The organism is Lysinibacillus sp. NPDC058147 (assembly GCF_042884205.1).
GTDB lineage: Bacteria > Bacillota > Bacilli > Bacillales_A > Planococcaceae > Lysinibacillus.
The window spans coordinates 95,171-121,350 of record NZ_JBHVUJ010000007.1; the positions used below are offsets into that span (position 1 = coordinate 95,171).

At 36.5% G+C, this 26,180-nt stretch carries 12 protein-coding genes; 5 read left to right on the top strand and 7 right to left on the bottom strand.

Annotated features, from left to right (window positions below; genetic code table 11):
- Positions 1–269: 269 nt before the first annotated feature.
- Positions 270–929, bottom strand: coding sequence for an S-layer homology domain-containing protein (locus ACFVT8_RS19100; protein WP_387083805.1), 660 nt, complete (start codon positions 927–929; stop codon positions 270–272).
- Positions 930–988: 59 nt separating this feature from the next.
- Entirely contained in the window at positions 989–4,468 is a 3,480-nt protein-coding gene (locus ACFVT8_RS19105; protein WP_387083807.1) for a hypothetical protein, read from the bottom strand.
- A gap of 563 nt (positions 4,469–5,031) precedes the next feature.
- Here ACFVT8_RS19105 and ACFVT8_RS19110 point away from each other — a divergent pair.
- Both ACFVT8_RS19110 and ACFVT8_RS19115 read left to right on the top strand, forming a co-directional pair.
- Entirely contained in the window at positions 5,032–5,709 is a 678-nt protein-coding gene (locus ACFVT8_RS19110) for a hypothetical protein (RefSeq protein ID WP_387083809.1), read from the top strand.
- The gene (locus tag ACFVT8_RS19115; protein ID WP_387083811.1) at positions 5,706–6,965 is read left to right on the top strand and encodes an efflux RND transporter periplasmic adaptor subunit; all 1,260 of its coding nucleotides are present in this window, start codon (positions 5,706–5,708) and stop codon (positions 6,963–6,965) included. Before ACFVT8_RS19110 ends, ACFVT8_RS19115 begins: the two co-directional genes overlap by 4 nt.
- A gap of 175 nt (positions 6,966–7,140) precedes the next feature.
- Here the strand turns inward: ACFVT8_RS19115 and ACFVT8_RS19120 are convergent, their stop codons facing one another.
- Together ACFVT8_RS19120 and ACFVT8_RS19125 are read right to left on the bottom strand one after the other, a co-directional pair.
- Positions 7,141–8,640, bottom strand: a complete 1,500-nt coding sequence (locus tag ACFVT8_RS19120; protein WP_387083813.1) for an S-layer homology domain-containing protein — start codon at positions 8,638–8,640, stop codon at positions 7,141–7,143.
- A gap of 295 nt (positions 8,641–8,935) precedes the next feature.
- Positions 8,936–11,995, bottom strand: coding sequence for an S-layer homology domain-containing protein (locus ACFVT8_RS19125; protein ID WP_387083815.1), 3,060 nt, complete (start codon positions 11,993–11,995; stop codon positions 8,936–8,938).
- A gap of 671 nt (positions 11,996–12,666) precedes the next feature.
- Between ACFVT8_RS19125 and ACFVT8_RS19130 the strand changes: the two genes are divergently transcribed.
- Both ACFVT8_RS19130 and ACFVT8_RS19135 read left to right on the top strand, forming a co-directional pair.
- Positions 12,667–14,091: an MBOAT family O-acyltransferase gene (locus ACFVT8_RS19130; protein ID WP_387083817.1), complete on the top strand. Its 1,425-nt coding sequence runs from the start codon at positions 12,667–12,669 to the stop codon at positions 14,089–14,091.
- Positions 14,092–14,101: 10 nt separating this feature from the next.
- A complete protein-coding gene (locus ACFVT8_RS19135) occupies positions 14,102–15,283 on the top strand; it encodes an alginate O-acetyltransferase AlgX-related protein (protein ID WP_387083819.1) in 1,182 nt (393 codons plus the stop codon).
- Positions 15,284–15,493: 210 nt separating this feature from the next.
- Here ACFVT8_RS19135 and ACFVT8_RS19140 read toward each other — a convergent pair whose 3' ends face one another.
- Positions 15,494–16,498, bottom strand: coding sequence for an acyltransferase family protein (locus ACFVT8_RS19140; RefSeq protein ID WP_387083821.1), 1,005 nt, complete (start codon positions 16,496–16,498; stop codon positions 15,494–15,496).
- Positions 16,499–16,665: 167 nt separating this feature from the next.
- Here ACFVT8_RS19140 and ACFVT8_RS19145 point away from each other — a divergent pair, with 167 nt between their 5' ends.
- Positions 16,666–16,902 carry a hypothetical protein gene (locus ACFVT8_RS19145; protein WP_387083822.1) on the top strand — a complete coding sequence of 79 codons (237 nt, stop codon included), beginning with the start codon at positions 16,666–16,668 and terminating at the stop codon, positions 16,900–16,902.
- A gap of 96 nt (positions 16,903–16,998) precedes the next feature.
- Here the strand turns inward: ACFVT8_RS19145 and ACFVT8_RS19150 are convergent, their stop codons facing one another.
- Both ACFVT8_RS19150 and ACFVT8_RS19155 read right to left on the bottom strand, forming a co-directional pair.
- Positions 16,999–21,474 (bottom strand): endonuclease, encoded by a 4,476-nt coding sequence (locus ACFVT8_RS19150; protein WP_387083824.1) that lies wholly within the window; start codon positions 21,472–21,474, stop codon positions 16,999–17,001.
- A 639-nt stretch (positions 21,475–22,113) separates the two neighbouring features.
- Complete coding sequence (locus ACFVT8_RS19155; RefSeq protein WP_387083826.1) at positions 22,114–25,983, bottom strand: S-layer homology domain-containing protein; 3,870 nt, start codon at positions 25,981–25,983, stop codon at positions 22,114–22,116.
- Positions 25,984–26,180: the final 197 nt, after the last annotated feature.

Genomic DNA, 26,180 nt, shown 5'->3' on the forward strand with positions numbered 1-26,180 from the left:
CATGTTTTCCTGACAGTTACCGTTTCCACGGAGACCTTCAAAGTCACTGTCTTTCACACAGTTCATATTCATATGAAGTCCAATCATAAACCCTAGATAGCCCTCAAGTGACCTACGCAGGGATCATGGGAGTATTGTCAAGGTCGACCAGTCTTCACAACCAACTTAGGGTGACAAATACAAGCATTCCATTATTGTCTAATTTTACCTCTTTTGTTTTTAAAAAACCACTCAAAGATTGAAGATAACCTAAGAGTGAGTCTTCACATTTATTCAACGCTAATTATATAGAAATCGTCTTCAGTTTTTTGTAAAGTGCGGTAAAGGAATAAAGCCATTTGACCACGTCGAACATCTGTATAAGGTGAAAAAGTGGTCGCGCTAGTACCTTGTGTAATCCTATAATTTAATAACGTTTGAATATACATATTAGTTTCATTATCTTTCGTAAAATCTAAAAATGGAGCAGATAATTTTGTAGCATGTTGTAAATCAAATCCAAGTGTTAACATCTTTGCCATTTGACTTCGCTTAATAAAATGATCTGGATTATAATTTGTACCTTTTTGGATAATGCCCTTTTCAGCAAGTACGGCTATATGACCGTAATATTTATGAGAGGCTGGTACATCACTGAAACCAGGATTTACTACATTTTTTGTCTCCAATTTTAGAGCTTCAGCTAAAAAGTATGCCGCTTCCCCTCGCGTTAAGTTTTGATAAGGACTAAACGTCGTCGAAGTTGTCCCAAACACAATCCCTTGGCTATATAATTCACTAACTGCCTTGTATAGTTCTGCTTCGTTCCCGCTATTTTTTATATCTATAAATGGCATTGTAGCTGCTTCTGCAGGTATAGCCGCAACACAAGGAGCAACTACTGCAGCGGTTGCAAAAGCCCATGCTTTATGTATCTTCTTAGATGACAAATTAACGCTTCCTTTCCTTATTATAAATAAAGAAAAGAGGGACTTGCCCTCTCTCCTAATTATAAACCTAATGTTTTTATATGATCCTCTAAAATACGGTAGTTATATACTAAGTCCTGCTGCTCAAGAGTAAGTGCGTCGTATAGTTTTTTTGCAGCTATTACTTTCTTTTCAAACGTTTTAGCGTCTGGGTCTAGCTCGCCAATCGCATTCACTACTTTTAACACTGCCGCTACATCTTTTTCAGCTTTCTTTAAAGTATCGTAGTTTAGGACTTGTCCTTTTACTTTAGAGTCTAATGCTTTATATGCGGCCGAAGCATTCGCTACATCTTGAATATATGTGCTAGAAGTCGGATTAAGACCAGCTATAATCTCAACAACTTTCTTTACATCACTCATATTTTTCTCAGCTTCAAGCAAAATATTGTAATTAGATACTCTTTGCTTATCTGTTGTACTTAAGCTATCGTAATCTTTTCGCACAGATTCAATCTTGCCAAAATACAGTTTGTCGCTTGGTTTTAAAGCTGCAATACTCTGATACACTTTAATAACGTTATCTAATGATAGAAGCAGCTGATCGTTATAAACATATTTACGTTGAGTAGCAGAAAGATTGTCATATGCTTTTAAAATCTTTTGATATTGGCTATCCATATTTTTCGATGTCATAAGTTTATCAATTTCATTGACAACACTAATGACAGGCTTAATAATTTTCTCTTGCTCTTGCAATGTTTTATAGTTTTCAACCGCATATTGCTGATCCTTTGGTAAGGCATTATAAGCAGCACGTATCTCTTCAATACGTTTAATGTATTGATCTGGCGAGATAGTTGGAAGTTCATCAATCATTCGCTGTACATTCCCTGCACCTAAGATGCTTGCTTCAGCAGCTTGTAATAAATTGTAGTTTGTTACATATTGCTGCATGTCCTTACTTAGAGCATCGTATAATGCTCGAGCTTGTACTGTATCCGCATGGAATGTTTTACTTGATGACTTCAGCTTGCCAATTAATTCAATCACTTTGGCAGTTGGCTCATAGCTTTGTAAAACCGCAATATTATTGACATATGACTTTTGGTCCTTTGTCAGCTTATCGTACGCTTTTCGCGCTGAGTTTACTTGACTAACAAATTTACTTGTACCCGGCTCTATACCATCGATTTGCACCATAGTATTTAAAATTGCTTTTACTTCTTTCTCACGATCTGTTAACACCTTCACATTAGAGACAAGCTTTTTCTGTCCTGATGTTAGTTTATCGTAAGCAACGCGAGCATTCATAAGCTTTGTTAAATAATCCGGATCATTAGGCTCTGCCGCATCTATCAATGCAATAACTATACCCGCAGATTTTAGTTCAGTCTCAGCTGTGACAAGCTTTTCATAGTTTGTAACAGCATTTTGCTTTTCTAGAGGTAATGCATCATAATTTTTGCGTGCAGATTCCAAATCATTTAAAAATGTTTTACTAGTAGGTTTCAACGTTTCAATCAAGCCTATTAATGTAGCAACATCCTCGACTGCTGTTAGTTGATTGTAGTTTGTTACGCGTTTTTGTGAGGCAGGGTCTAATGCATTGTATGCTTTACGTGCTGCCAAAACCTTTTTTGTATAATCCTTACTGGCTGGATTTAAAGTGTCAATTGCCTTAATAACCTTCACAACATTGGCATTATTTTTCTCATAAGTTGTTAATGTCTTATACTGTGTGACTAATTTTTTCGCATTTTTATCCATCACTTTATATTCAGCAGACATCGCCGCCACTTTCGCTACAAACGTAGCATCTGGCTCATTAGCTAAAGCCGTAACACGATCATCGAAATTTTTAGCTGTTGTAATATAACCATCCGCGATTTGAAGATCAGGATAATTCGTTACAAGGTTTTTCCCGTCAGATGATAGATTCGCATAATCAGCAAATAACACCTTAACTGCTTCCGTATATGTTTTTTGCGATGGGTTTAAGGCCATGATGCGTGACACAATATCCATCGCCTCTACTTGATCCTTCAACGATTTATAGCCTTTCACGAATTCGCGTTTTGTAGGATCTAGCTTTTGGTAAGCAGTATTCGCAGCCTTAGCTTTTTTAGTGTAATCCTTCGCAGTTGGGTCTAGCTTTTCCACTAGCGCTATTACATTTAAAACTGCTTTTTGTGATGTTTCCGAGCTCGTTAGCTCTGACAAATTATTGACGATTTTTTTGACAGTAGCTGCATCTATTTTCTTCCCGTCAGGTGATACTGGTGTATTATAAGCTGCACGCGCTTGCTCTATTTGTGTAATTTTATCCGTAGCATTCGCAATTCCAGCAATGAGTTTCTCAATTTCTTGCGCTGCCTCTATATTTGCTTCAGCTAAATCTAAGTCAGCGCTATTTTTTACAAATTCTTGTTTGTCTAATGGTAATGATAAGTATTTATCTCTTGCTGCCTTCACTGCTATTCGATAGTCAGCATTATTTGACGGTTTTAGTGCTGTAATTTGCTTGGAAATATTAGCAGCATCCTGATATGACTTAAACGCATCAAAATTTGTAACTAAACGCTTTGAGCTAGCATCTAGTTTATTGTAGGCAGTTTCAATTGTTGTTACTGCACTAATAAAGTTTGTAGCAGATGCGAAATCCCCTGAGCTCTTGTTTGTCAGCTCTGTAATTTTCGCAATTACTTGATCAGCTGATGATAAGTTTGCTAACACATCTGTATATTTTTTGTATGGTGTTACCGTTGCATTATTTGGATTATAAGCTGTAATAATTTTCTTTTGATCAGCAGTGAGCTTGTTTAATTCAGTAGTTATGCCAGCTGTAATTCCTTTAATTTTAGTAGAATCAGAATTGGGATCACTAAGGGCTGATACAAGCGATTCTAATTGAATAACTGTATCGTTTACTGCAGTTGCATCCTCATGCATTTTGTAAAGTTTTGCAATGTCTGCCCCGTTATTTTTGAAATAAGTATTGCGATCAGGCTCTGGGAATTCATATTGAAGTGATGTGCCTGTAACATCTTTAACTATAGACTTAGCCCCATTATTGGTTGCAGTAACAACAGCATCTTTAAATGTTTTTTGAACATACAAATAGGTATCTACAGTATTTTCTTCACCTAAAAATGTCTTATACCTATCAAATGCATCGTTAGCATCTTTAATGAAAGTTTTACTAGTATAAGAGAGACCATTAATACTTGTACCAATTTTCTTAAGATCGCTTAATAAAATTATTTGTTGTTCTACATAGTTATATTTAGCTGTAATAAATTTGATTTCATCATCAGCAAAATTATCACTTAAAAACGCTAAATCTCTTTTTGCAGCAGCCATTTCTGTCGCTGTCGATTTTTCAGATAGTTTTCCATATTGTGCAATTATTTGTGTTTTAGCGTCTACTGCCGCTACATTCACATTAGCTACTTGATTCGCCTGAGAGATTGTTTGAGGTTGTCCTTCTTGAGCATTGGCAATCGCTGCCGGAGTTAGTAATAGGCTTGTTATTACACCAACCTGTATTGGTTTCTTCAAAATGTCCACCCTTTCTTTTTATAGGTAAATAGATATGTATCATTCATTTCTAATTTGCTACCTTTTGTATCGGTGCATTTTATCCTATTTCAAGCTAATCTATTAAAGAAGCTCACCCTCTTCACTAGTAGAAAGATAATTTTTTAGATTGAATAGTCTTTTTATAGGAAGTTATTGTTAGGATACTATATAATTGAATTATGTGCATGGATCTGGCAGAAATTTTGGCAAAAGATTACTAATTACGAGTAAAAATGCGAATAGACTTTGAACAAATTTACTACCTAAAAGACAGGTGCAGCTGAAGAACACCTCAATTGATAGTTCTCTGTGGAAAGGGCTACGCTATACGTCTTGCGCCTTATATTTTCCAGGAAATATTTTATCGAAACATTACAGAGATTGGTGAATAAAAGCTTTGTATAATTGTCTTATACAACGATCAAATTTTCTCTTTTTCTAGGGAAATCAACGAAAAACTCAGCATTTCTACTATGTTATTTACCAGTAATTAGGTGTATACTACAACTCTAATATTTAATTTACGAGAAAGGGAGCTATATATGTTTTATCACTATAAATTTTGGCACAGCTTAATGCATCCCACTAACTTTACCCAAGCTGTTGAGCAAGGAGAAATAAGAGGCTATAAAAAACGATCCTTCACAGTTTTCATGCTCTTTATGCTACTATTTGTCATTCGTGAGTTTTGGGGCATGGGTACTGAAAGTTTAACAACATTATTTGCATCAAATCATCCAAATGAATACTATACAGCCCGTTTACTATCAATGATTGGGGTTATTGCCTGGGGAGTTATCTATTATTGCTTCCATTATTATGGCGTTACATACTTGTTACATCTATTAACGGACATTCCATACAAATGGATTCAGAAAGTACAACTTTATGTAATGGTATTTCTACTTATTGAAAAAACAATTTTATTTGCCGTGTTTTATGCAGTTGGTTACACAACAAACCTCTCCTTCTTTTCACTTGCACCTATAGCTCAGCAAGTAATAGATCAGGATTATGTACTATTTGCTATCAATCAACTAACTTTAGCAACTGTGTTAACAATTATTGTGCAATACACGTTCCTTTCAAAATGGGAGGAATGGTCAGATCGTAAAGCATTATTAGCAAAAATTATTGGACTATATGTGGTAATGGCTATTTTTATCGGAATGGTTAGTGCGTTACCACTACAAGAATGGATTACAAGGGGGTTAGGATGATGCGCTTTATTAAATCCAGACCTTGGACTAGTTTAAGTATTATTGTGATAGCGTTATTAATTGGTGTAAATGCTTATTTTGTATTTAAAGATGATAGTAAAGTAGCCAGATCCTACTTTATCGGTGAATTTCAAAGAGCTACTACTGGTGATCGTGTAGAGACGGTGGAAAAGGATGCGATTGTTGCCCCTACACAAACCTATACAATTTCATCAGACGCGAAAAGTCTTTCTGCAATAGATGTAACACGTGGGCAGGAAGTACATGCTAATGATTTATTAGCTACCTATAAAACAGAGGAAGTTGACGGTGAATTAACAAAGCTTGAGGCTGAACGCACTGCGTACGAAACTGAATTAAGTGATTTAGAGTCGGCTTTAGCAGAGATAGAATCTGAATACGGTGACGGCAAGGACCCAAAAAGCTCTATTAATACCGACCAAATTAGTGATAAATTAAATGTCTCTGTTAAATTTGAATTAGGTCAGCAAACTTCTCCATCAACTGCAGTGGCAATATTAAACCGTCACATTGCAGAGACTAATCGTCAAGTAGCATTAATGGATGCGCAAATAGCTGAAGTTAAGGCACGCCAAGGTGTTATTTGCCCTGTGGATGGTGTCATCTCAAAAATCACTGAAGAAGCTGGTGCGGTGACATTTGAAATTTATTCATCTGAAAAGTCTATGCTTGCCTACTTATCCGAGGATGAATGGCAAAAGGTTGAAGATGGCCAAACCGTTAGTTTTAAATTGCCGCATAATGACGATGAGCTATCAGGTACTGTAGTTCAAAAACAAATGATACCAACGAATAATGACTCACTTTGGGCAAATGAACTAGCTAAGTCTAAAAAGCTTCCAAAGCCTTCAAGCTATGAAGTAATACTGCATCAGGATGACATGCTAGATAACATTCCATTTTCAACAGTCGGTAAGGCTTCCATTACTGTCAATGAGGCATCCAACGCGTTTAAAGTGGACTCCGCATGGGTGAAGGCTAAAAAGAATAATAAACATAGCGTTTATACGATAGATGAAAATGGTAAAATACGCGTTGAGGATATTGAGGTTGCCTTTAAAACGGCAGACTCTACTATCTTTACAGGCTATATGGATGCTGGAACACCTATTATTGAAAATGAACAACGCAATATTTTAGCACGCTCCTTCCGTTCAATACCTCTCAAAAAAATTGAGTGGAAAAATTTTAAAGAGATCGGTTGGAAAGACTACGTGAAATATATTGTCTTTTAGCATACTAAAACCTCCCCGGACTTGGGGAGGTTTTCTGTTGTTGGCGATTTTTTGTGTTTATCAGCGATTTATCTGGTTTTATCAGCGATTCTTCGATGTTTATCAGTGATTTCCTTGGTCTTATCAGCGATTCTTCGATGTTGAAGCCGGCGATATTTTCTGTTCTACCGGTTTCTTAATTAAAAGTTGAATTCTCCATTTGTTCTTGTGTCGCTAGTTCATAGTTCATTGTAGTTATACCACTCACCTCATAGAACATGCCATGCACATATAGTTTTTCACCATTTTCTCCATTCAGACGGACAGAAAACATAGAATTACCTTTTCCGACTTTTTTTACAGTTACACCATCGGCTGAAAGCTCGGCATCAACTATTTTGTTATCATACATTGCACCTGTATATTGCTCAATTTTGAAATCTTTCACATTAAAGCCAATTTCACTTTTTGGAATGAACACACTGTTTTTTTCAACCGCTGACGTTGTATACAATTCATAGCCATTAGATTCTGCATGGATGCCTACACGTACCGACTGTCCCTTATTATCAGATAGAGTCGCAATATAGTCACCGGCTTGCGATAACATCAGCACATAGTTACCACCTTTAGGAATTGCATCTTCCTCCCAACCATCAAATTTAAATGGCTTATAGCTGAAAACCTTATCACTTACAGCATGCCCCGCAGCTGTAGTTAGCTGAATATTTTTCGGATCAAAGCCTAAATCTTGCTCTAAAAACAGCTCTGAGCTAGGTGTAACCTCATCTGTTGGCTGACAGTTAATTTGTAATTTTCCGTCTACTTCCGTTACAGTAACTTTATATTTTTGTATTTCGACTATGTCATAATTTTCTTCATTATAAAGATTGTAGCCAATAAGCATGAAATAGCCCGATCCCTCTCTTAGCGCCTCAATCTTCACATCATTATTTGTTCGAAGAATGCGGAAGAATTCATTCTTTCCATCTGTCGCTATATTGTCAATAGCATAAGCATCAATATTAGTTGAAGTAAGCTCTCGTGCAGTAAATGTTTGAACAACTCGTTTAGCCTGCCTAGCTTCAATACGTTGAATAAATAACGCAAGCTGCGAACGTTTAACGGTCTCTTTTAAACCAAAAGTGGTTGGTGTAATCCCCTTCGTTATATTATTTTCAAACAATGGAGCAACTGCATAATAAGCATCTGAATATTTTACAATATCTTTAAATGGTAATGTCTGACTAGCTTCAGTAGATTCTAAATGATATGCCGTTGTTAGCATTCGCGCTAATTGCTCACGGGTAATCGCTTGATTGACACCGAAGCTCCCATCCGCAAACCCTGAGATAATCCCTTCACTTTCCAAGGCTGCGATTGCCCCATAATATTCATCGCTCGGCTTCACATCAGTAAATTGAGGATCCATTACATTCTTAGTATCCAACCCTAAAAGACCTGCCAAAATCTTCGATGCCTGTCCACGCGTCACTTCAGCGAATGGCTTAAACGTACCATCTTCATATCCTTTAATAATTCCGCGTTCAGTTAAATCCTTTACCGCAGCACCATATTCCTTCGTGTAATCAACATCAGAAAATTTATCTGTTGCCTGCGCAGTTGGTACTACTACAATAGCACTCGTCGCTAAAGCAGCAATTAATGCTCCCTGAAATAAAGTATGCTTATTCATCACCAACTCAACCCCTTAACATATTTTGTCTATCATACTATTATAATACGTTTAAGGATATCTAAATATTTCATAATCTACTATGTATTCTATTGTTGAGCTTTTCTCCATGTTTTCTACAAATAGAAATAGCCCCAACATCTATATTAAATGTTAGAGCTATAACTTCATTACATATACAAAAAATTAAGGAGATTTCTCTCCATCAAAAAGCCTTGTGACTATGATGAAACAAAAAGTTTCATCTAATCACAAGGCTAAGTTACTAGGTAACTAGTTTATAGCGTAACGCTAATTATTGAGCAACAATAGTTACTTTTAATTCTTTAGTTGCGTTACCTACTTTAACTTTTAATGTTACTTTAGCTTCTTTAACACCAGTATTTAATGTAGCTGTTGCATCAGCAGTACCGTTACCAGTAATTTTAACATCTGTTACTTTTTCAGGTACGATTGTAACTGTATCTGCAACAAGTGCTGTAATTGCTTTGTTACCGTATTGGTCAACAGTTGCAACGTTTACTACTGCAGGTGCATCACCTGTAGATTTTAAGTTTGCTACAGTTGAACCAGAAACTAATGTAGCTTCTGTAATAGCTTTAGCTGCGTTGTATTCAGCTGTTGTTTCTGATGCTGTAAAGAAGAAATCTTGCGTTTTTTCAGCGTCAGCTGAAACAACGAATTTTTGTTCTAAAATTTGACCAGTTGCATTAATTGTTACTTTTAATGTGAATTCTGTGTCAATTTTGTTAGCTGCTGCTGTTGTATCAGTATTTAAAGCTGTGTCAGCAATATTTACTTTACCTGCAGTTACAACTTGTGGTGCAGCTAATTTACCGCCAGTTACTGTCGCTGTATATTCGTTAGCTTCAAGTGCAACTTTACCACCGTTTAGTAAACCGTTAATTGTAATAGCTTTATCTGTTGCTACTTTAGTTTTACCAATTTCAGCAATTTCATAACCATTGTATTCAGTACCATCAGTTACTTGTACTTTTACTTCTACAGTTGAATCAATTGTGCCATTTGGAGTTACAAGTGCCACATTTAATGTTGCAGTACCGTTTTTAACAGCTGTAACTGTATTACCATTTAATGTTACTACATCTGAAGTTCCAACTAATGTTACTGTTACAGGAGCTACAGAGTTTTTCATTTCACGACCATATTGGTCTTCAATGATTAAGTGATCTTTCGCTGTAATTGTAACAGGAGCTTGAGATGTTGAAATTACTAAAGGATTTTTAAGTCCACGAACAACAGTTGGTACTGCTTTTGCTTTTACATCTACAGTAATAGTAGCAACTTTGTAAGTTGAAGTTTGGAATACTAATGCTTGTGTTCCAGCAGTGTTAAATGTTGTTTTGTAGTATACTTGGCCGTCTTTTACTTCAAGAGCTGATTCAGCAACTGTAGTACCACCAATTTTAATACCTTTGTTAGCATCAGCTAACACTTTTTTGTTAGTGATTACATTGCCTTCTTTATCAGTAACTGTTAATGGAATTAATGTAGATTCTTCAGCAACAGCGATTTCTGGTTGAGAAACAGAGATACCGTTAGTTGTAGCTGTTTCTGCAACTTTAACAGTATATTTAGCTGATTGGCCGTTAGTTGTTGAAATTAATAATACATCAGTATCACCAGCTTTTAAGATAGATTTTAAAGAAACTACTAATTTATCTTTATCGCCAATTTTAACTTTTGAAACAGTATTATCGATTTCTAAGTTTGTTGTGTTTGTGTTTGTAATTACTAAACCAGTTGCTTTAGCAGGGTCAGTAATTTCTTTTCCGTATTGATCTTTAAGATTTAATACGATATACGCATCAGAAGCCTTAGAAGAATCATTTAAAGCTACTTCTTCACCTTTAGCGTTATAAATACCAGCTACTTCAATAGAAGAAACTGTAGATTCAGCAGATAATTTTACAGTTTTTGAAACTGATGTACCTGTAGCAGAATCAAATAATACTACTGGTACTAAATCGCCGATTTTTTTGCCTTCAACAACAGCACCTGATAATTTAACTACACCTTTAGCTGAATCAGCAACTACAGTTGTGTTAGCATTATCATTTGTTTTTAAAGAAGTTGATTTTGTAATATCTGTACCATATTGATCTTTAACTACATAACCAACAGTTGCAGTAGTACCAGCTTCGAAAGTACCGTCAGTTTTAGCAGCTTTGTCAACTACAGCTACTTCGTCTAAGATTTCAATTGAAGTTACTTTTTGAGCTTCAATTTTAACATCGCTAGTTAATACTTTTTCAGTTAAACCAGATACGTTTACAGTGTAGTCAGCTGCTTGGAAGTTTGTAGCACCTACTAATTGAACTGATTTTTTATCTTCAGACCAAACAAGAGTTACGTTTTGTTTGAAAGTACCGCGTAATAATTCAACTTTAGCTTTAGAAGTATCTTCTATAGCTTTATTGAATTTAACTTCGATTGTTTTAGCGTTAATAGCTTTTACTGATTCTAATTTAGCTTCAGCTACTTCATATGTAACTACAGCTGAGTAAGATTTGCCTTCGATTTCGAAATCTACTTTAGTTTCTTTGTTTTCTGGAAGAGCAGTTTCTAATTTTACAGTGTGTTTTGTATCATCAGAAAGTGTTACTTCTAATGTTGTTGCATCTACAACTTTAGCTTCTTTAACAGTTAAAGGTGCTTCTTCACCAATGTTATCAATTGCACGGCTTAAGAATGATGCAAATTGACCACGTGTTAATGAGTTTTTAGGGTTGAACTGTGTTGTGTTTGTAACGTTTGTAAGACCAGCATATTCTAATGCAAGGATTGCTTCACGATTTTCTGTAGCTGTAGCTTTGTCTAAGTCAGTGATTACAGATTCGAAGTCTTCATCCGCTTTGTATTCAGCTACTAAATCTACGTTATAAACAGTTTTGATAGCACGTACTAAAACAACAGCCATTTGCTCACGGCTCATGTTATTAGTGTGCATTAATTGGTTATTTGAGCCTTTGAATACGCCAGCATCTTTAACAAGTGCTGCATATTGTAATAACTCTTTGTCAGCTGTTGTTGTTGGTAAATCAGAGAAACGAGCTTTTGTTGCATAGTCTGCAGGAATTTCGTAATTTTCTGACACTAACCATTTTCCTAAGAACTTTGTTACATTACCGCGTGTAACAACAGCATTCGGTTTGAATGTACCATCTGGGTAACCAGATACGATTTTAGCGTCTGCTAATGCTAAAATTGCGTCCTTGTGGTCAGAGTTTTCAATATCAGAAAAGCTTGCTGCGCTTGCTGCTGGTACGATTGCTGATGCTACTAGGGCTGCTGAAGCTGCGCCTACAACCCATTTACTATATTTTTGTTTCATATGAAATTACCTCCTAGATAAATTAGCCAATATTCGTGACTACGATTTCATTATAAGAGTACGAGATGGTAAATTTCAAAATGAAATACCTGGAATGAAAAATGTGGTAACACCAGAATTTTAAAGGGTTTCTAACCATATTTTGTGCAAATGTTATTATACCTACCATCCTGAAAATTAACATACAAACCTTACTGCCACAAGGAAAATATACCATCTTACCCATGTCGTTTTTACCATCCAAATTTCAACAAAATTCGACTTTCAAGCAATAAATGATTAAAAACCATTAGTGAACAATTCGTGAATTTACGTTACAATAGTGTAGGTAATTTATTCTTGTATTTCCTTGATTATATTATAATTTTCCAGAAGTTTTGTAGATTATCAGTTATTTGGAATATTTCATAAGCATTTTTTCGTTCAGAAATTTCATGGTGATTGGCACTTTTTAATCAGCAATTGAGAAATTGTATCAGTGATATTAGTATTTTTTTGGGGATATCAGCGGTTCTTTGCATTCTATCAGCGATCTTCCCGAAGTTATCAGCGATTCTTAGCTTTCTATCAGCGATCTTCTCGATGTTATCAGCGGTTCTTAGCTTTCTATCAGCGATCTTTCGTAATACAATAATGGATAAAACAATTATTAGAGATGAGGATTTGAAGGAATGGTTTTTAGTAGCCTTATATTTTTATATGTCTTTTTACCATTAGTGCTCATTGTGTACTTCATCTCTCCGAAGATGTTACGCAACACAATTCTACTTTTGGCCAGCTTGTTCTTTTATGCATGGGGTGAACCGAAGTATGTACTATTAATGATGATTTCCATTTTGCTCAACTATATTTTGGGAATTGTCATTGAAAATACAGTTTCGCAGTCCAAACGAAAAGCGCTACTTTGGCTTGTTATTGCGAGTAACTTGGCCATCCTAGGCTATTACAAATATGCCGGCTTTTTCGTGGACATTCTTAACAATTACTTGGACAAGCCAATTGCATGGGAGGCTGTACCGCTTCCGATTGGTATTTCATTCTACACGTTCCAAGCCCTAAGCTATGTTATCGATGTTTATCGAAAGGACGTAAAGGCGCAGCGTAATTTTTTAGATTTATCTCTTTTCATTACATTGTTTCCACAGCTTGTGGCCGGACCGATCGTTCGTTATCAAACAGTAGCCGAGCAAATTAAAAAGCGTCTTTCTACTGCTGAGGATTGGATGATTGGTACTCGTCGTTTTGTACAGGGGTTAGCTAAAAAAGTACTGATTGCGAATCCGATGGGAGAAGTCGCCGACCAGGTTTTCAGTTTATCGGGCGGCGATTTAACAACAGGTACTGCTTGGATAGGGATTTTAGCTTACGCGTTACAAATCTATTTTGACTTCTCTGGCTATAGTGATATGGCTATTGGTTTAGCACGAATTTTTGGCTTCCATTTTGAAGAAAACTTTAACTATCCGTATATTGCACAGTCCGTAACAGACTTCTGGCGTCGTTGGCATATTTCGCTTAGCAGTTGGTTTAGAGACTATGTCTACTTCCCACTTGGAGGTAGCCGTGTTAGCCATGAATGGAAACTATATCGAAACTTATTAATTGTTTGGACGTTAACGGGCTTTTGGCACGGGGCGAGCTGGACATTTATGGCATGGGGTTTTTATTACGGAATATTAATTTGCCTTGAAAAATGGGTGCTTTTAAAATGGTTGGAACGTATACCTCGTTTCTTACGCCATATTTATATTCTTATTATCGTTATGATCGGCTGGGTATTCTTTAGAGCGAATGATTTTACATACGCCTTTGAATTTATCAAAACGATGTTTGGGCTATCCGATGCTGCATTATATAATTATGAAACGATTTTACTTGCAAAGGACTATGCCGTGTATTTTGTAGTAGCGATCATATTCGCTATGCCAATTTATAGACTTTATCAAACGTGGAGCGAGCAAAAAGCGACGACTTCCCTATCATTTGATTGGAGTCTACGCCTTGTACAAACAATTTACTACGGGGCGTTGTTGCTCTTTATCACAATGTTTTTAGTGAACGCAACACATAATCCATTCATTTACTTTAGATTCTAGGTGGGACAACATGCGAAAAATACAAATGTATCTATTACCAATAACCTTTTTTTGCATCATTTTCGGTGGCTTCGTCGTGCATGTTTTAACGGTGGATCGTCCACAATCTGAAATGGAGAACCGTCCGTTAGAATCTGCAAACCTTTCACCAAGCCTACATGAAGTCTTTTCAGGGGCATGGTCAAAGCAAGTAGAAACATATATTTCCGACCAATTTCCTGCACGTGATACTTGGATGCGCAACTATGTTTACTTCCAACGTGCAATGGGAAAAACCTACTTAAACGATAAGTACGCAGTTGATGATAAAAGCGGTTGGATTATTTCCAAGCCCGCTGAGGCAAAATCTGATAAAGAGCTCACTTCCTTCGCCTCTGATTTACAAAAGCTAAGCGAAGGGCTAGCTGAAAAAAATATTCCGTTTACGTTTTACTCGTTACCAGCAAAGGCTACTTACTCACGTGAGCCAAGCCCAAGCTATATGCCTGATGACGCTGGAATTGCCAATAATGTGCGCCTACATGAGCTTGTTACTGCTGCAGGCGTAGACAATGTTCGTCTCTATGATGAAATGAAGAACGACTTTTCTGCTGAACGTAACTTCTTCAAAACCGATCATCACTGGACAATACGCGGTGCATACTCAGGCTATCAAGCACTAATGAAAACAATGAGCGAGCGACTCGGTGAATCGATTGAGCCGATTCCATACGAGGAAGCCAATACTTATTGCTTAACGAATAAATTTGCTGGCTCCTGGAATAAAATTTTGTACATGACCGTCGATAATCACGATCAAATTTGCTATAACGAGCCAGCTTCATTCGCAACGCAATTTACAATTTACGACGGTACAATTGAAGGTGGAGTCACAGCTCCGTACGACTCAGTATACGGCCGTGCCAAAAAAATGAGTCCTAATGCAGTCGTCAACTATGCTGATGCTTATAGCCGTGACTTTGCAGAGCTCACAATCGTCAACAATCATTATGATAGCGATAAACATATCGTCGTTATTAAAGATTCATACTTTAACACTATTCAATTTCATATGGCAAGTCACTTTAAAGAGCTGACGATTTTAGACTTACGTTACTTGGATAAAGATATTATTCCTTATTTACAAAGCATGCACCCAGACTACGTCGTGCTTGCTTACAATGACCGCAATTTAAAATTGATGCCTGAGTAGCGAGAGCTATTAGTGTAGATATCTTTTTCTAGCGGCGATGTTTCGACTTTTAGCGGCGGAATCGACTATTTTACCGGCGATACTTACACTTTTAGCGGCGGAATTCGCTTTGTTACCGGCGCAACTCTCACTTTTAGCGGCGGAACTAACGTTTCTACTGGCGATACAAAAAAGCAGTGATTTCTATCATGAAAGAAATCACTGCTTTTCCTATGTGGCACGCTTTTTTATTTTCCCAACTACCCACTGACTAAATGGAAGCATAGAAATCAACTTCGTCACCGTAATACAAACGACGATCGTCCACAGCATGAGCAACGGCACTCGAACTAGCGTACTATTAAAATGATCCACAAACCACCCTGTTGATAGACGCAGAACCTCCCAATGAATGAGATAGATCATAAACGCATAGCGACTCAGCACCTGGACCGTTTTCGTATAAGGTAGCGACTGTCCCCAAGCAATTACCAACAAGGTAATACTTATAACAAGCGGTACTAAATCAATTCGTCTCGAATGTGTCTCTGTATAACCGAGCAACAGACGGATGTATAAAAAGGCACTAGATAACACGAACAACACAATCGTCGCATATCGATACTTTTTTGCAAGCGCAGCAATCTGCGTATAATACACACCCAACGCATAAGCTATCGCAAAATAACCAAGCCACCCCGTAAAGAGTAAACGAAACATGATTGCATTCTCTTCAAAAAATGGATATGGCAATGCAACCACTGAATGATGAATAAGCGTAATAATCACACATAACGGTAAAAACCAAGCCATAGACCACTTAAAACGCTTCATCAACACAAAGACTATATAGAGCTGCATAATGACCACAACAAACCAGCCAACAAACTCACTATAAATAACATTGCGGATAAACTTTTCCCATACTAAGCCCTTCTTGTAAATTAACTCTACAATTACCGCATCAAGCATTGCCCATATTAAAAAAGGCAGGAAAATATATTGAATTCTATTCGACCAAAAATTACTCGGTATTTTATCCTGATAACGATTCGCTAAAATTAAAATAGACAACAAAATAAACGTCGGCGTCGCATAACATAGCGCAATCCGCAAAAACAAATAAAACGGTTGCTCCGGTATTGCCCCAACCACCATAATAATCCACGAAGAAGTGTGCAATAGTAAAATAGACAAACACGCTACCACACGTAGTAAATCCCACTCTTTAATCACTAAACATTCTCCTAGTATCTTTATATCTCTCTATTAAGTCTGTCATAATTTGTCGATGAATGCAATGGTGATACTTGTAATCTAGTTTTCTTGCTATAGAGAGGAATTATATTAAGGAGAGATAGGTTAACAAAATAGCTATACTTAATAGAAGAGAGATGAAATCGGTGGAGGGAGTTTTAAACGAATTCAAGCATCGTCTCGAGTCGGTAGAAAATCACCTTGAAGTAGTAGAGTTTGAGCAGCAACAAATCAAACGAGCTGTTTTAGAAGCAAATCAAAAAGTAAAACGACTAGCAGTTATTCAAGAAAGCCAGCACCGGATTATTGAATTACTATTAGCTCGATTGATCCAACATGAGGATGAGTTGAAACGAATAAGTGAATTACAATGTGTTGTTTGAAAAATTCCTTCATAAGAATTCGTATAAACAAACGCCACTTCAGATTAAACCATGAAGTGGCGTTTTGAATATTCTTCTATAGATATATTAATTACCTTACCAAATCTTCTCTACCCATTCAGGATGGTCTATAAATGGATTTCGATTGCCTTGGATTTCGTAAATTCTTTCATTTCTTTGTTTTTCATATTCATCTACAGGGTCTTGCTTGTGCCATTGTAAAAGAACAGAAAGTTTACCGTGATAAGGCGCTGTTCCATTATTGACTTTGTCATTTAATTCAAGATCAACTTTGTCTCCTGGCTCATAACGAGTTGCCATATATAATAGTATTCGAGCTACATCACCTTTTACGCGATTAGGTGGTTCGAATGAATCTGCATCTTTAAAGCAACCATTACAGCCAGTTACTGGACTACCACCATTGTCAAAGTCTAAATTTCCTCTTGAACTATTAACTTGTACATCGGTTGCGCGTAAGTGATGGATATCTGTTCCTGGTCCTTTGCTTGTCCCAAAGTTACCATGTGATTTTGCCCACGTATGCTCTCGGTTCCAGTTTCCTACATTGCCACCATTGTTTGTTTTTGGACTAGATTTCCCAGAGTAAAATAACATTACATTACTCGGATTATTAGGGTCTTCATCCGTATACTTTAATGCATCCCAAACGTCATCATAAGAAAGTACCTTTTGTTCAGAGATGATATCATGAAGAGCCTTTTTTAGTACCTGACCTTCCTTGTTATATGCACCTGCATAATAATCATTGGCAATCACTGTAACGCTGAAGCTTGTAGTGACACTTTTCTTTCCATCAGATGCTGTGACGCCAACAATGTGGCTACCCTCATCTAAATTGAGTGTTAATAGCTTTCCACTTATAGTGCCTTTTGTAGCCGTAAATGAAAGTTCATCACCATCAGGATCGGAAAAATGATCTGTTAAATCAAGTTTAATTTCCTCTCCAACAGTTACAGTTATATTTGTAATAGGTTTTTTAATGATTGGTTGATTGTTTTCGGAAGGCAAAGAAGGATCCACAATGGGATCCCCTTTCGAATTTGTAAATTTAATTTGTTCAGGAGCTGCACCCTTTTTATATATTATCGATTGTATATCTATATTTTCAGCGCCTCTGATTTCACTGACATAGGGACCTTCAATTGTGATTGATTTCACGACAGTACCTTTTAAGTCGATAATCATCCCTGCTTTAACTGGACTAAAGGTAACATCAGTCGTCTTAAAGCCTTCTCCATGTAGTTCCGCATAGGCACCTTTAAGGAATACGCCTTTTGGAATAACAGATTGAGCATCTAAATGCACTGCCACACTAGGTTTATTTATTGTCAATTTGTTCTTCTTGAAGTTCTTATAGTCATATACTATTTCAGGCTGAATCGGTTCAACAGTCGAACCTTTATTAACATCAATTTGAACCATTACAGGATCATGGTCACTTGCACGACCAGCCATATCCGTAAAATCAGCATTAATATGGAGAATATCGACCGCTGTTTTATTTGCCAGATTGTTTGACACTAAAATATGGTCTAATACTTGTGAGTTCCCCTGAAATACATATGTGTAACGGTCTGAAGCATCCACTTTATTAATCATATTTGTCATCAATTGACCTTCATGGATTTTAAGAGCATCAGCAAATTGATAATCATTGAAATCACCTAAAGAAACAATATTTGCATCTGGATTTTTTGATTTAATGTCCCCAACAAAATTATAAACAATGTTGGCGATTTTTTTACGTTGCACTTCACTTCCATACTTTGGAGGTTGAATCGCGCCAAATAAAGGAGTATCTCCAGTTTTTGAATTCCAATGATTTGCGATAACAATTACATCTTCACCTTGGAAATCAAATTGTGCTGCTAAAGGTTTGCGACTACTATTAAACGCTTCATTGTTTGGATCAATTCGACCAGGATTCAGTGTTAATTTTCCATCTTTATAATCAACAGCTGTTGTCGCATCTCCTGCCGGAATACCTTCCTTCAGCTTAACTCGCTCTGGGTTATAAAGGAAGCCAACTCGAATATTCGCATCTGGTGCTCCACCGTCTTGATTGTTCATTGGGTCTATATTAACATACTGATACTCGACACCACCAACACCTTTAATAGCGTCAATTAACCTTTTATAACTTTGATCCGCTTTGGAATCACCTGGAGACGCCCCGTTATTATCCTGCACCTCTGTTACACCAACAATGTCAGGGCTGCCCATATCAATACCAATTGCTCTTGCTAATTTTTTCGCTTTATCATCCGTAGTAGAAGTTTTGTTATTAGAGAAGTTCTCCAAATTATACGAGGCAATTGTTAACTTATCTTCTGCCTTTACTATTTTTGTTGTCTCTGGTGATGTATCTCCTTTTTCATAAGCTGCCTTCATCTCATCTAAAGAAGCATAGATTTTAAAGTTTTGATAGGAATAACCTACAATTCCCGTAATTGGCCCTTTAAATTTATCACCTGTAGCAACCTCAAAATCACGTGCAGCTCCATTCGGCTCTAATCGGAATTGAATTCTGTTTGGATTTGCATTTTCTTTCTCATACAATACCCCACCGTGAAGTGTATTTGTTTGTTCATCCTCAAGTACTGTTACTAAATCTCCATGTTCCTGAGGTGCTACCGCTTTCACGTTGCCAACTTCTACTCTCATGCCTTCGATACTTTCCCAAAAATCAATAGCGTCGATTGTTGGATTAAAAATTTCAAGCTGATCACTATCGATTTTACTAAATGACATTTTTAACTTATCAATTTCAATTGCTTTCGGTAATGCTACACTACTTTTAATAACTTCTACTTTTCCATCTTGATCGTCACGCACATTAATTTGTGTTGTTTTCAAATCTGTTTGCTGCCTATCATCATAGCCATCATATGCATATTCGCTTACCTTACCTTTAACAGATACTAAATCCCCTACCTTTATTGGCCATGGTTTCTTTCCACTGTACAGAAAAATCCCTTCCGAAGTATTCGGATCATTATCAGCCAATTCATCTGGCGTTTGAATCGTATAATACCAATTATTATTTAACGAAAATGAATAAGTGACGATTCCTTCAATTCCTTCAACCGTCTTACCATCGAATGTTGAAGCATGCCCTGCACCTTGAATATCATGAATTTGTAATTTATCCGCAATAGTATAATCAAATGTAGTTATGTCACTAAATGTGCCATCTTTAGCTTTAACTATTGTTTTTAAAATGGTATTTTTGCTTATCTCAATTGGTTTCTCATATTTAAAACTTTTATCATTTGGCTCCGTGCCATCTACTGTGTAATAGATTTCTGCATCAGCTGTCGGTGTTGTTAAAGTAACTGTTGTCTTTCCAACAAACGTTCCACTTCCAGGAGATGCGATAGCAGGCTTTAATGCCGTACTGTCCACTACAATATCTGCTTTTGATCGCGGAATCACTTGATAGTCTTTATCGAATTGTTGAACAATACCAGTGATAGATTCATAGTTTGTACCGACAGTTAAGCCAAGCGAATTTGTTTCATCTCGTACGAGGAAATTCGTTCCGTCACTTGCAGTAAAGTTTGCCCACCCTGCCCCTTGTTGAACATCAGTAAGCGTAACATTTTTCACTGTTACAAGCTGTGATTCGCTATCTTCATTTACTTGAGCCCCTGTTACAACCTTTGGAGAAGGTACACCGACATTTTCAACTTTTTCAACGATTGTAGCACCATCTAATTGTAGTAACCCACGATAGTCAGCTAACTTACCTTTTAAAGTAACTTCATCACCGATAGACATAGCTAAACTAGTAGGTCTTACAGCAATACCACCTGTTTCATCTTGTACCGAAAACGTATTTTTCAAGCCCGCTGCAACTCTACCTTTGATAGTTACCGTTTCACCTACACCTTTATTTCGAGCCTCTCCAATTGAGAGAACTGTCGGTACTTCAGGATCAACAGGTCCACCTGAATCGGTATCCATTACGTGTTGGCCTAAATTGGATGAATCATCTATCTGATATGAATTCCATTCCAATGCTGCGTTAAAAGAATCATCAATAATTGTATCACCAGACAAAACCGAACTCTTTCTTACTAAAGTTACATCTTTAGCAAAATCCGCTGAAGAACCAACTTGTCCAATAGAATCGACTATTTCACCAGATTTCCTCAATACAATTGGATCATTCCCATTGAAATTAATAACAGTCGAGTTTTCTAGATTTCCTTTTGCTTTAATAGTAGGAGCTGCATCTTTATGATATAAAACATACGTAGCTCCGTTTTCTAGAGTACCTGCCAGATTCACTTTATTTTTCGCAGTAGCTTCTCCGTTCGTATGAAGCTCTAAAGTATAATTACTTAAATCGACCGCGGTACCTGTACCATTATATATTCCAATTGCTTTATTAAAGGAACTCCCTTCAATATACTCTGAAATGATTAAATCCTTTGCAACTGTTTCAGCATTTACAGAGAGAGGTGCTATTGGTGCGGCAACACTTGCGACTAGAGTTGTTGCTAAAAAAGCATTTATCGGCTTCTTCCAATTCTTCTTTGACATCCAGTCAATTCTCCTTTCAATTTTAAGAATGATAGTTTTTAAAATGCAAAAGATAAGATCATTTTTGTATGCAGGGTTATCATCAATATGCGATAAAACATATTTCCCCACTACATATATATGTAAACATATTATTGTTAATACCTTATTAATTATTTATCTATTTATTGTTAGTAATAGTATATTATGTGTAAATTATTATTATTTATATATCAAGAGGTAATGTTTATTTGCATATAATGGTTTTCATAAAAAATGCATGAGTTCGTTTAATTTCACCTGCACAATGTCTACAAGCTTTACAGGTACTTAAGTTTTATCTTCTATATGAATTCCTCCTTCAAATGTAAAAAAGCCTTTACGCTTGTAGAAAGAATAAAGGCTCACTCATAATTTTCTATATCAATAATATATTAACTGTTTGAAATGTGCGTTATTACGGTTATGACTTACCCAGTGTAGTAGTATTAGGCACACTGAGCCAATGGAACAGTTTATCTTGTGTTCATCAGGGAGTTCTGATGGACACAAGATAAAAAAGACCCCATGGAGTTTAACTAATTAAAGTTATATCCATAGGGCCATAATCTACTTATTTCACTAGCGAGCTAGCTTATAAAGTAATGTTACGTTTAATTTTTATTTAGGAGCAACAACAGTTGCACTGAAGTCTGTTAATACATGACCATTAGCATCTGTAAATGTAATTGGTGCTGCACCATCAACAGCTTTAACTAATGAAATTACAGAACCAACTTTTAAACCATCAGCATCAGCATCAGTAAGAGTAATAACTAGAGTTTTTGTTGTTGAACCAGCAATAGTTGTTGAAACAGCATGACCGATACCACCTGTAGCGTTTGTGAAATCTACAGTACCAGCTGTTGCTGTGCCTGATAAAGTAACAGCATTGCTAAATGTAATTGTTAAAGTATTATTGTCTGTTAATTCCGCACTTGCAACTGTAGCAGGATCTAGTTTGGCAACTTCAGCAGCAATTTTTGAATCTAATTGTGCCGCAGTAGTAAATGTTGTAGAAGCGATTGCATCTAAAACTGTTTCTTTTTCAGTAGCTGTACGAGCATTGAACTTATCTAAAGTTAAACCTAATACTTTAGCATTGTCTTTTAATGCAGTCAATGCAGCTGTGTAATCTGCAGCTGTTGCTCCAGTACCAGCGTTTGCAGTTTTAATAGCATCTAATTTACCTTGTACAGCAGCTAATGCAGCAGCTTGAATTGTATCATTTGTAACAGCTGTTGCTTTGAAAGTAGCTACAGCAGCTTTTAATGTAGTATCTGCAGTATTTAAAGCAGTTTTGTTAGCATTTGTTCCAGCAGATGATTTAACAGTGCCATTTACAACTGCAGTTTTATTAGCTTTTGCAGCTAAAATATCAGCTTTAAGAATATCAATATTAGCTTGAGTGTATTGACCTACAGCAGTACCAACTACAGCATTTTTAACTACAGTTTCTGCATCAGCAATTGTTGCATCAAGATCAGCGATTGCAGCTACAGTTGCTTTTGCTTCAGTAGCAAGAGTATTATATTTTGTTTGGAATGCTAATGGGCTTGCATAAAGAGCAGTTCCTAAATCACTAAATACTCCAGCAGCAATATCGTCTTGGTCAGCTTTAATGAAATTATTGAATCCGTCTAATTTCTTAAGTGCTGCAAGAACTTGTTCTTGAGTAGTAGCAGCATTAACTTGGTTGAATACAGATGTTAATTCACCTGGGTTTGTAGTAGTTGGATCAACTACGTTGAAAGTTAATTTGCCTTCTGAATCTTTACTTACAGTTACAGGAGCGCCTACTTTTAGGTAATCTGCTTTGAACGCAGCTAATGTCGGAACTACAGAACCTTTGCTTAGGTATGTTGCGTCAAGTAAGCTGTATGGAACACCGTCAATGTATACAACTTCTTTTTCAACTTTTGTAACTGTACCAGATACTGCAACTGTAGATGTAGCAGCAAAAATAACTGTTTTTGAATCAGTAGATGGAAGTACTCCTGCACCTACACGTGAAGCTGTTGCATATGCAGTTACTGAACCAGCTTGTTTAGAAGTTACTTTAATTGATTTAGATAATTCACCAGCAGCAATTGTAGTTGTTACTGTACGTGGGTTACCTGGAGTAACTGTTACAGTGCCTTCATTAGCGCCAGTTACTGTTAATTCACTTGTACCAGATGTTACATTAAATGATACGTTAGTAGCAGATTTAAATGCACGTGGTTTACCATTTTGGTCAAGTAAGTTGTACTTATATTCTACAGACTCAGAACCACCAGCTAATACTGATTTAGTGTCATCACCTTTAGAATCAAGTGCTTCTAATTCAGCTTGGTATTGAATTTCTTTAGTGAAGTAAGTAGCTGCACCTTTAGCTTGTAAATCAGATGCATCTAAGAATGTTTTATTAGCATCTGGACCAGTACCATTGTTGATAAATACGATAGGTTCTGCCCATGCTTGTTCATCTGTTGAAGTTACAGTAAATTCAACTTTACCTTCTTTTCCTTTAACTGCTAATTGATAGTAAGTGTATCCTTCTTTTTGACTATGTGAAGTTACTTGTTTACCATCTTCATCAACTAAATAAGTAGGATGTTTTGCGTCATATGGAAGTGCAACATATACAACATCACCTGCTTTAGCTGGTTTTCCATCTTTGTCTACATAAGTAGCTACGTAATCACGACCACCTGTTTGTTTAGTTCCAGAAATTGCAACTGCAGCGTTCGCTACACCTTTAGCTTCAATAGTTAAGCCTAAAGTATGTTTAATTTCAAACGATACTTCTGCAGCTTTTGCTTGTAAAGCTGTTGGGTTGTATAGAACGTTTGCGAAATCAGTAATTTTAGAACCTGGGTTATTGTTGTTGAAGAAATTATAGTTAGTTTTTAATTCACCAGCATAAACTACAGGTTTAACTTTACCGTTTGTACCGCTTAATACTAAGTTTGCTTTACCTTTTGAATCAAGTAAAACAGGAACTACACGGTTTGCACCGTTTGTAATTTCATATGGGTATTGATCAGATGTTGCAGGAGTTTCTGTGATATTATTTGTTGTATTTTGTGTCCATAAACCAGTACCTTCAACGAATACTGAACGAGTTAATTTATCAGTTGTTACACCAAGGTTATTTTCGAATGCAACAAATACATATTGACCAGCTTTTTGAGGTGCGCTGATTTCATAAACTTTTTTAGCACCGTTTGATAATACATTGTCAGCAGTTTTTTCTGTAATAGCTAATTGAGTTTCGTTAGCCCAGTAAACTTTTGCACTTGAGAATACAGTAGATTTATCTGTTGCATAAGCAGTTACAGAATCAACTGAAGCATAGTAACGAGTGTAAGAATAAGTAGCAACGCCTTCAGCATTTGTGTAAGCTACTTTTTCAATTTTTTCGTTTGTGTTTTTATCGTTAACGATGTTGAAAGTTACAGGAACATTTTCTTTAGATTGACCTTCTGGAACTGTTACTGTTGCTTTAAGAGTTACTTCTTTACCGATTACACCTTGTTCAGATGCAGTTGTAAGTTTAACAGCTGTTGGAATTACAGCAGCAATACCTTTGAATTTACCAATTTCTTCACCTTTGTAAGAAACAGTGTATTCTTTATCAGCAGTTTGAGCTGCAGTAGTTAAAACAACAACTTTTTTGTTAGTTTGTTTAACAGAAGCGTTTTTAACTTCTAATCCTTCGATTTTGAAGTTTTCAGCTTTTACGTTATCAGTATCAACTTCTTCGTCAAATGTTACTTCAACAGTTGTGCTGTTGATAGCTTTAACAGAAGCGTCTACACCAGTTTCAACATCAATGTTGATTGTACGGTATAAGAATGAAGCGAATTGACCGCGAGTAATAGAGTTAGCTGGGTTGAATGCTTTGTTTGCTTGTTTAGCAGCATCTGTAAGTTCAGCATAGTCTAAAGCAGTGATTGCTTCACGTTGTTCAGCAGAGAAAGCTTTGTCTAGGTCAGAGATTTCGCTCTTGAACTTTTCAGCTTTGTACTCAGCTACTAGATCTAAGTCATAGATTTCGTTGATAGCACGCACTAAAACAACTGCCATTTGTTGACGTTGCATAGATTGTGTGTAGTTTAAGTTGCCGTTTGAACCAGCAAATACGCCTGCATCTTTAGTAAGTGCAGCATATTTTAATAGTTCTTTTTCAGCTGTTAATGGAAGATCGTTGAAGTATTGTTTTGTAGCCCAATCAGCTGGAGCTTCATAACCTTCAGTTTCTAACCAACGGCCTAATAATTTAACTACTTGACCACGGTTAATAGTTTGGTTTGGTTTGAATGTGCCGTCAGCGTATCCATTGATGATACCTGCATCAGCAAGAGCGTTGATCGCTTCTTTGTGAGTGTTGTTTTCTACATCCGTGAATCCTGCTGCAGAAGCAACTGGTACGATTGCAGATGCTACTAATGTAGCTGTAGCAGCTGTTGCTACGAATTTTTTGTATTTCTTTGGTTGGTTAGCCATAGAAAAATTTCCTCCTCTAAGTTCATAAAATATGTCTCTACTACAAATTCATAGAAATGCAGTAAATAAACAACTACACATAAAAGTATAGTTGTATCCCTAAAAGTTGTCAATCATATTTTGGGAAAGTTTCTAATTCATTTCCGGAAAAACATGGGCATACAACTCTCTTTTACCATTGTCATCTATTTTAGACG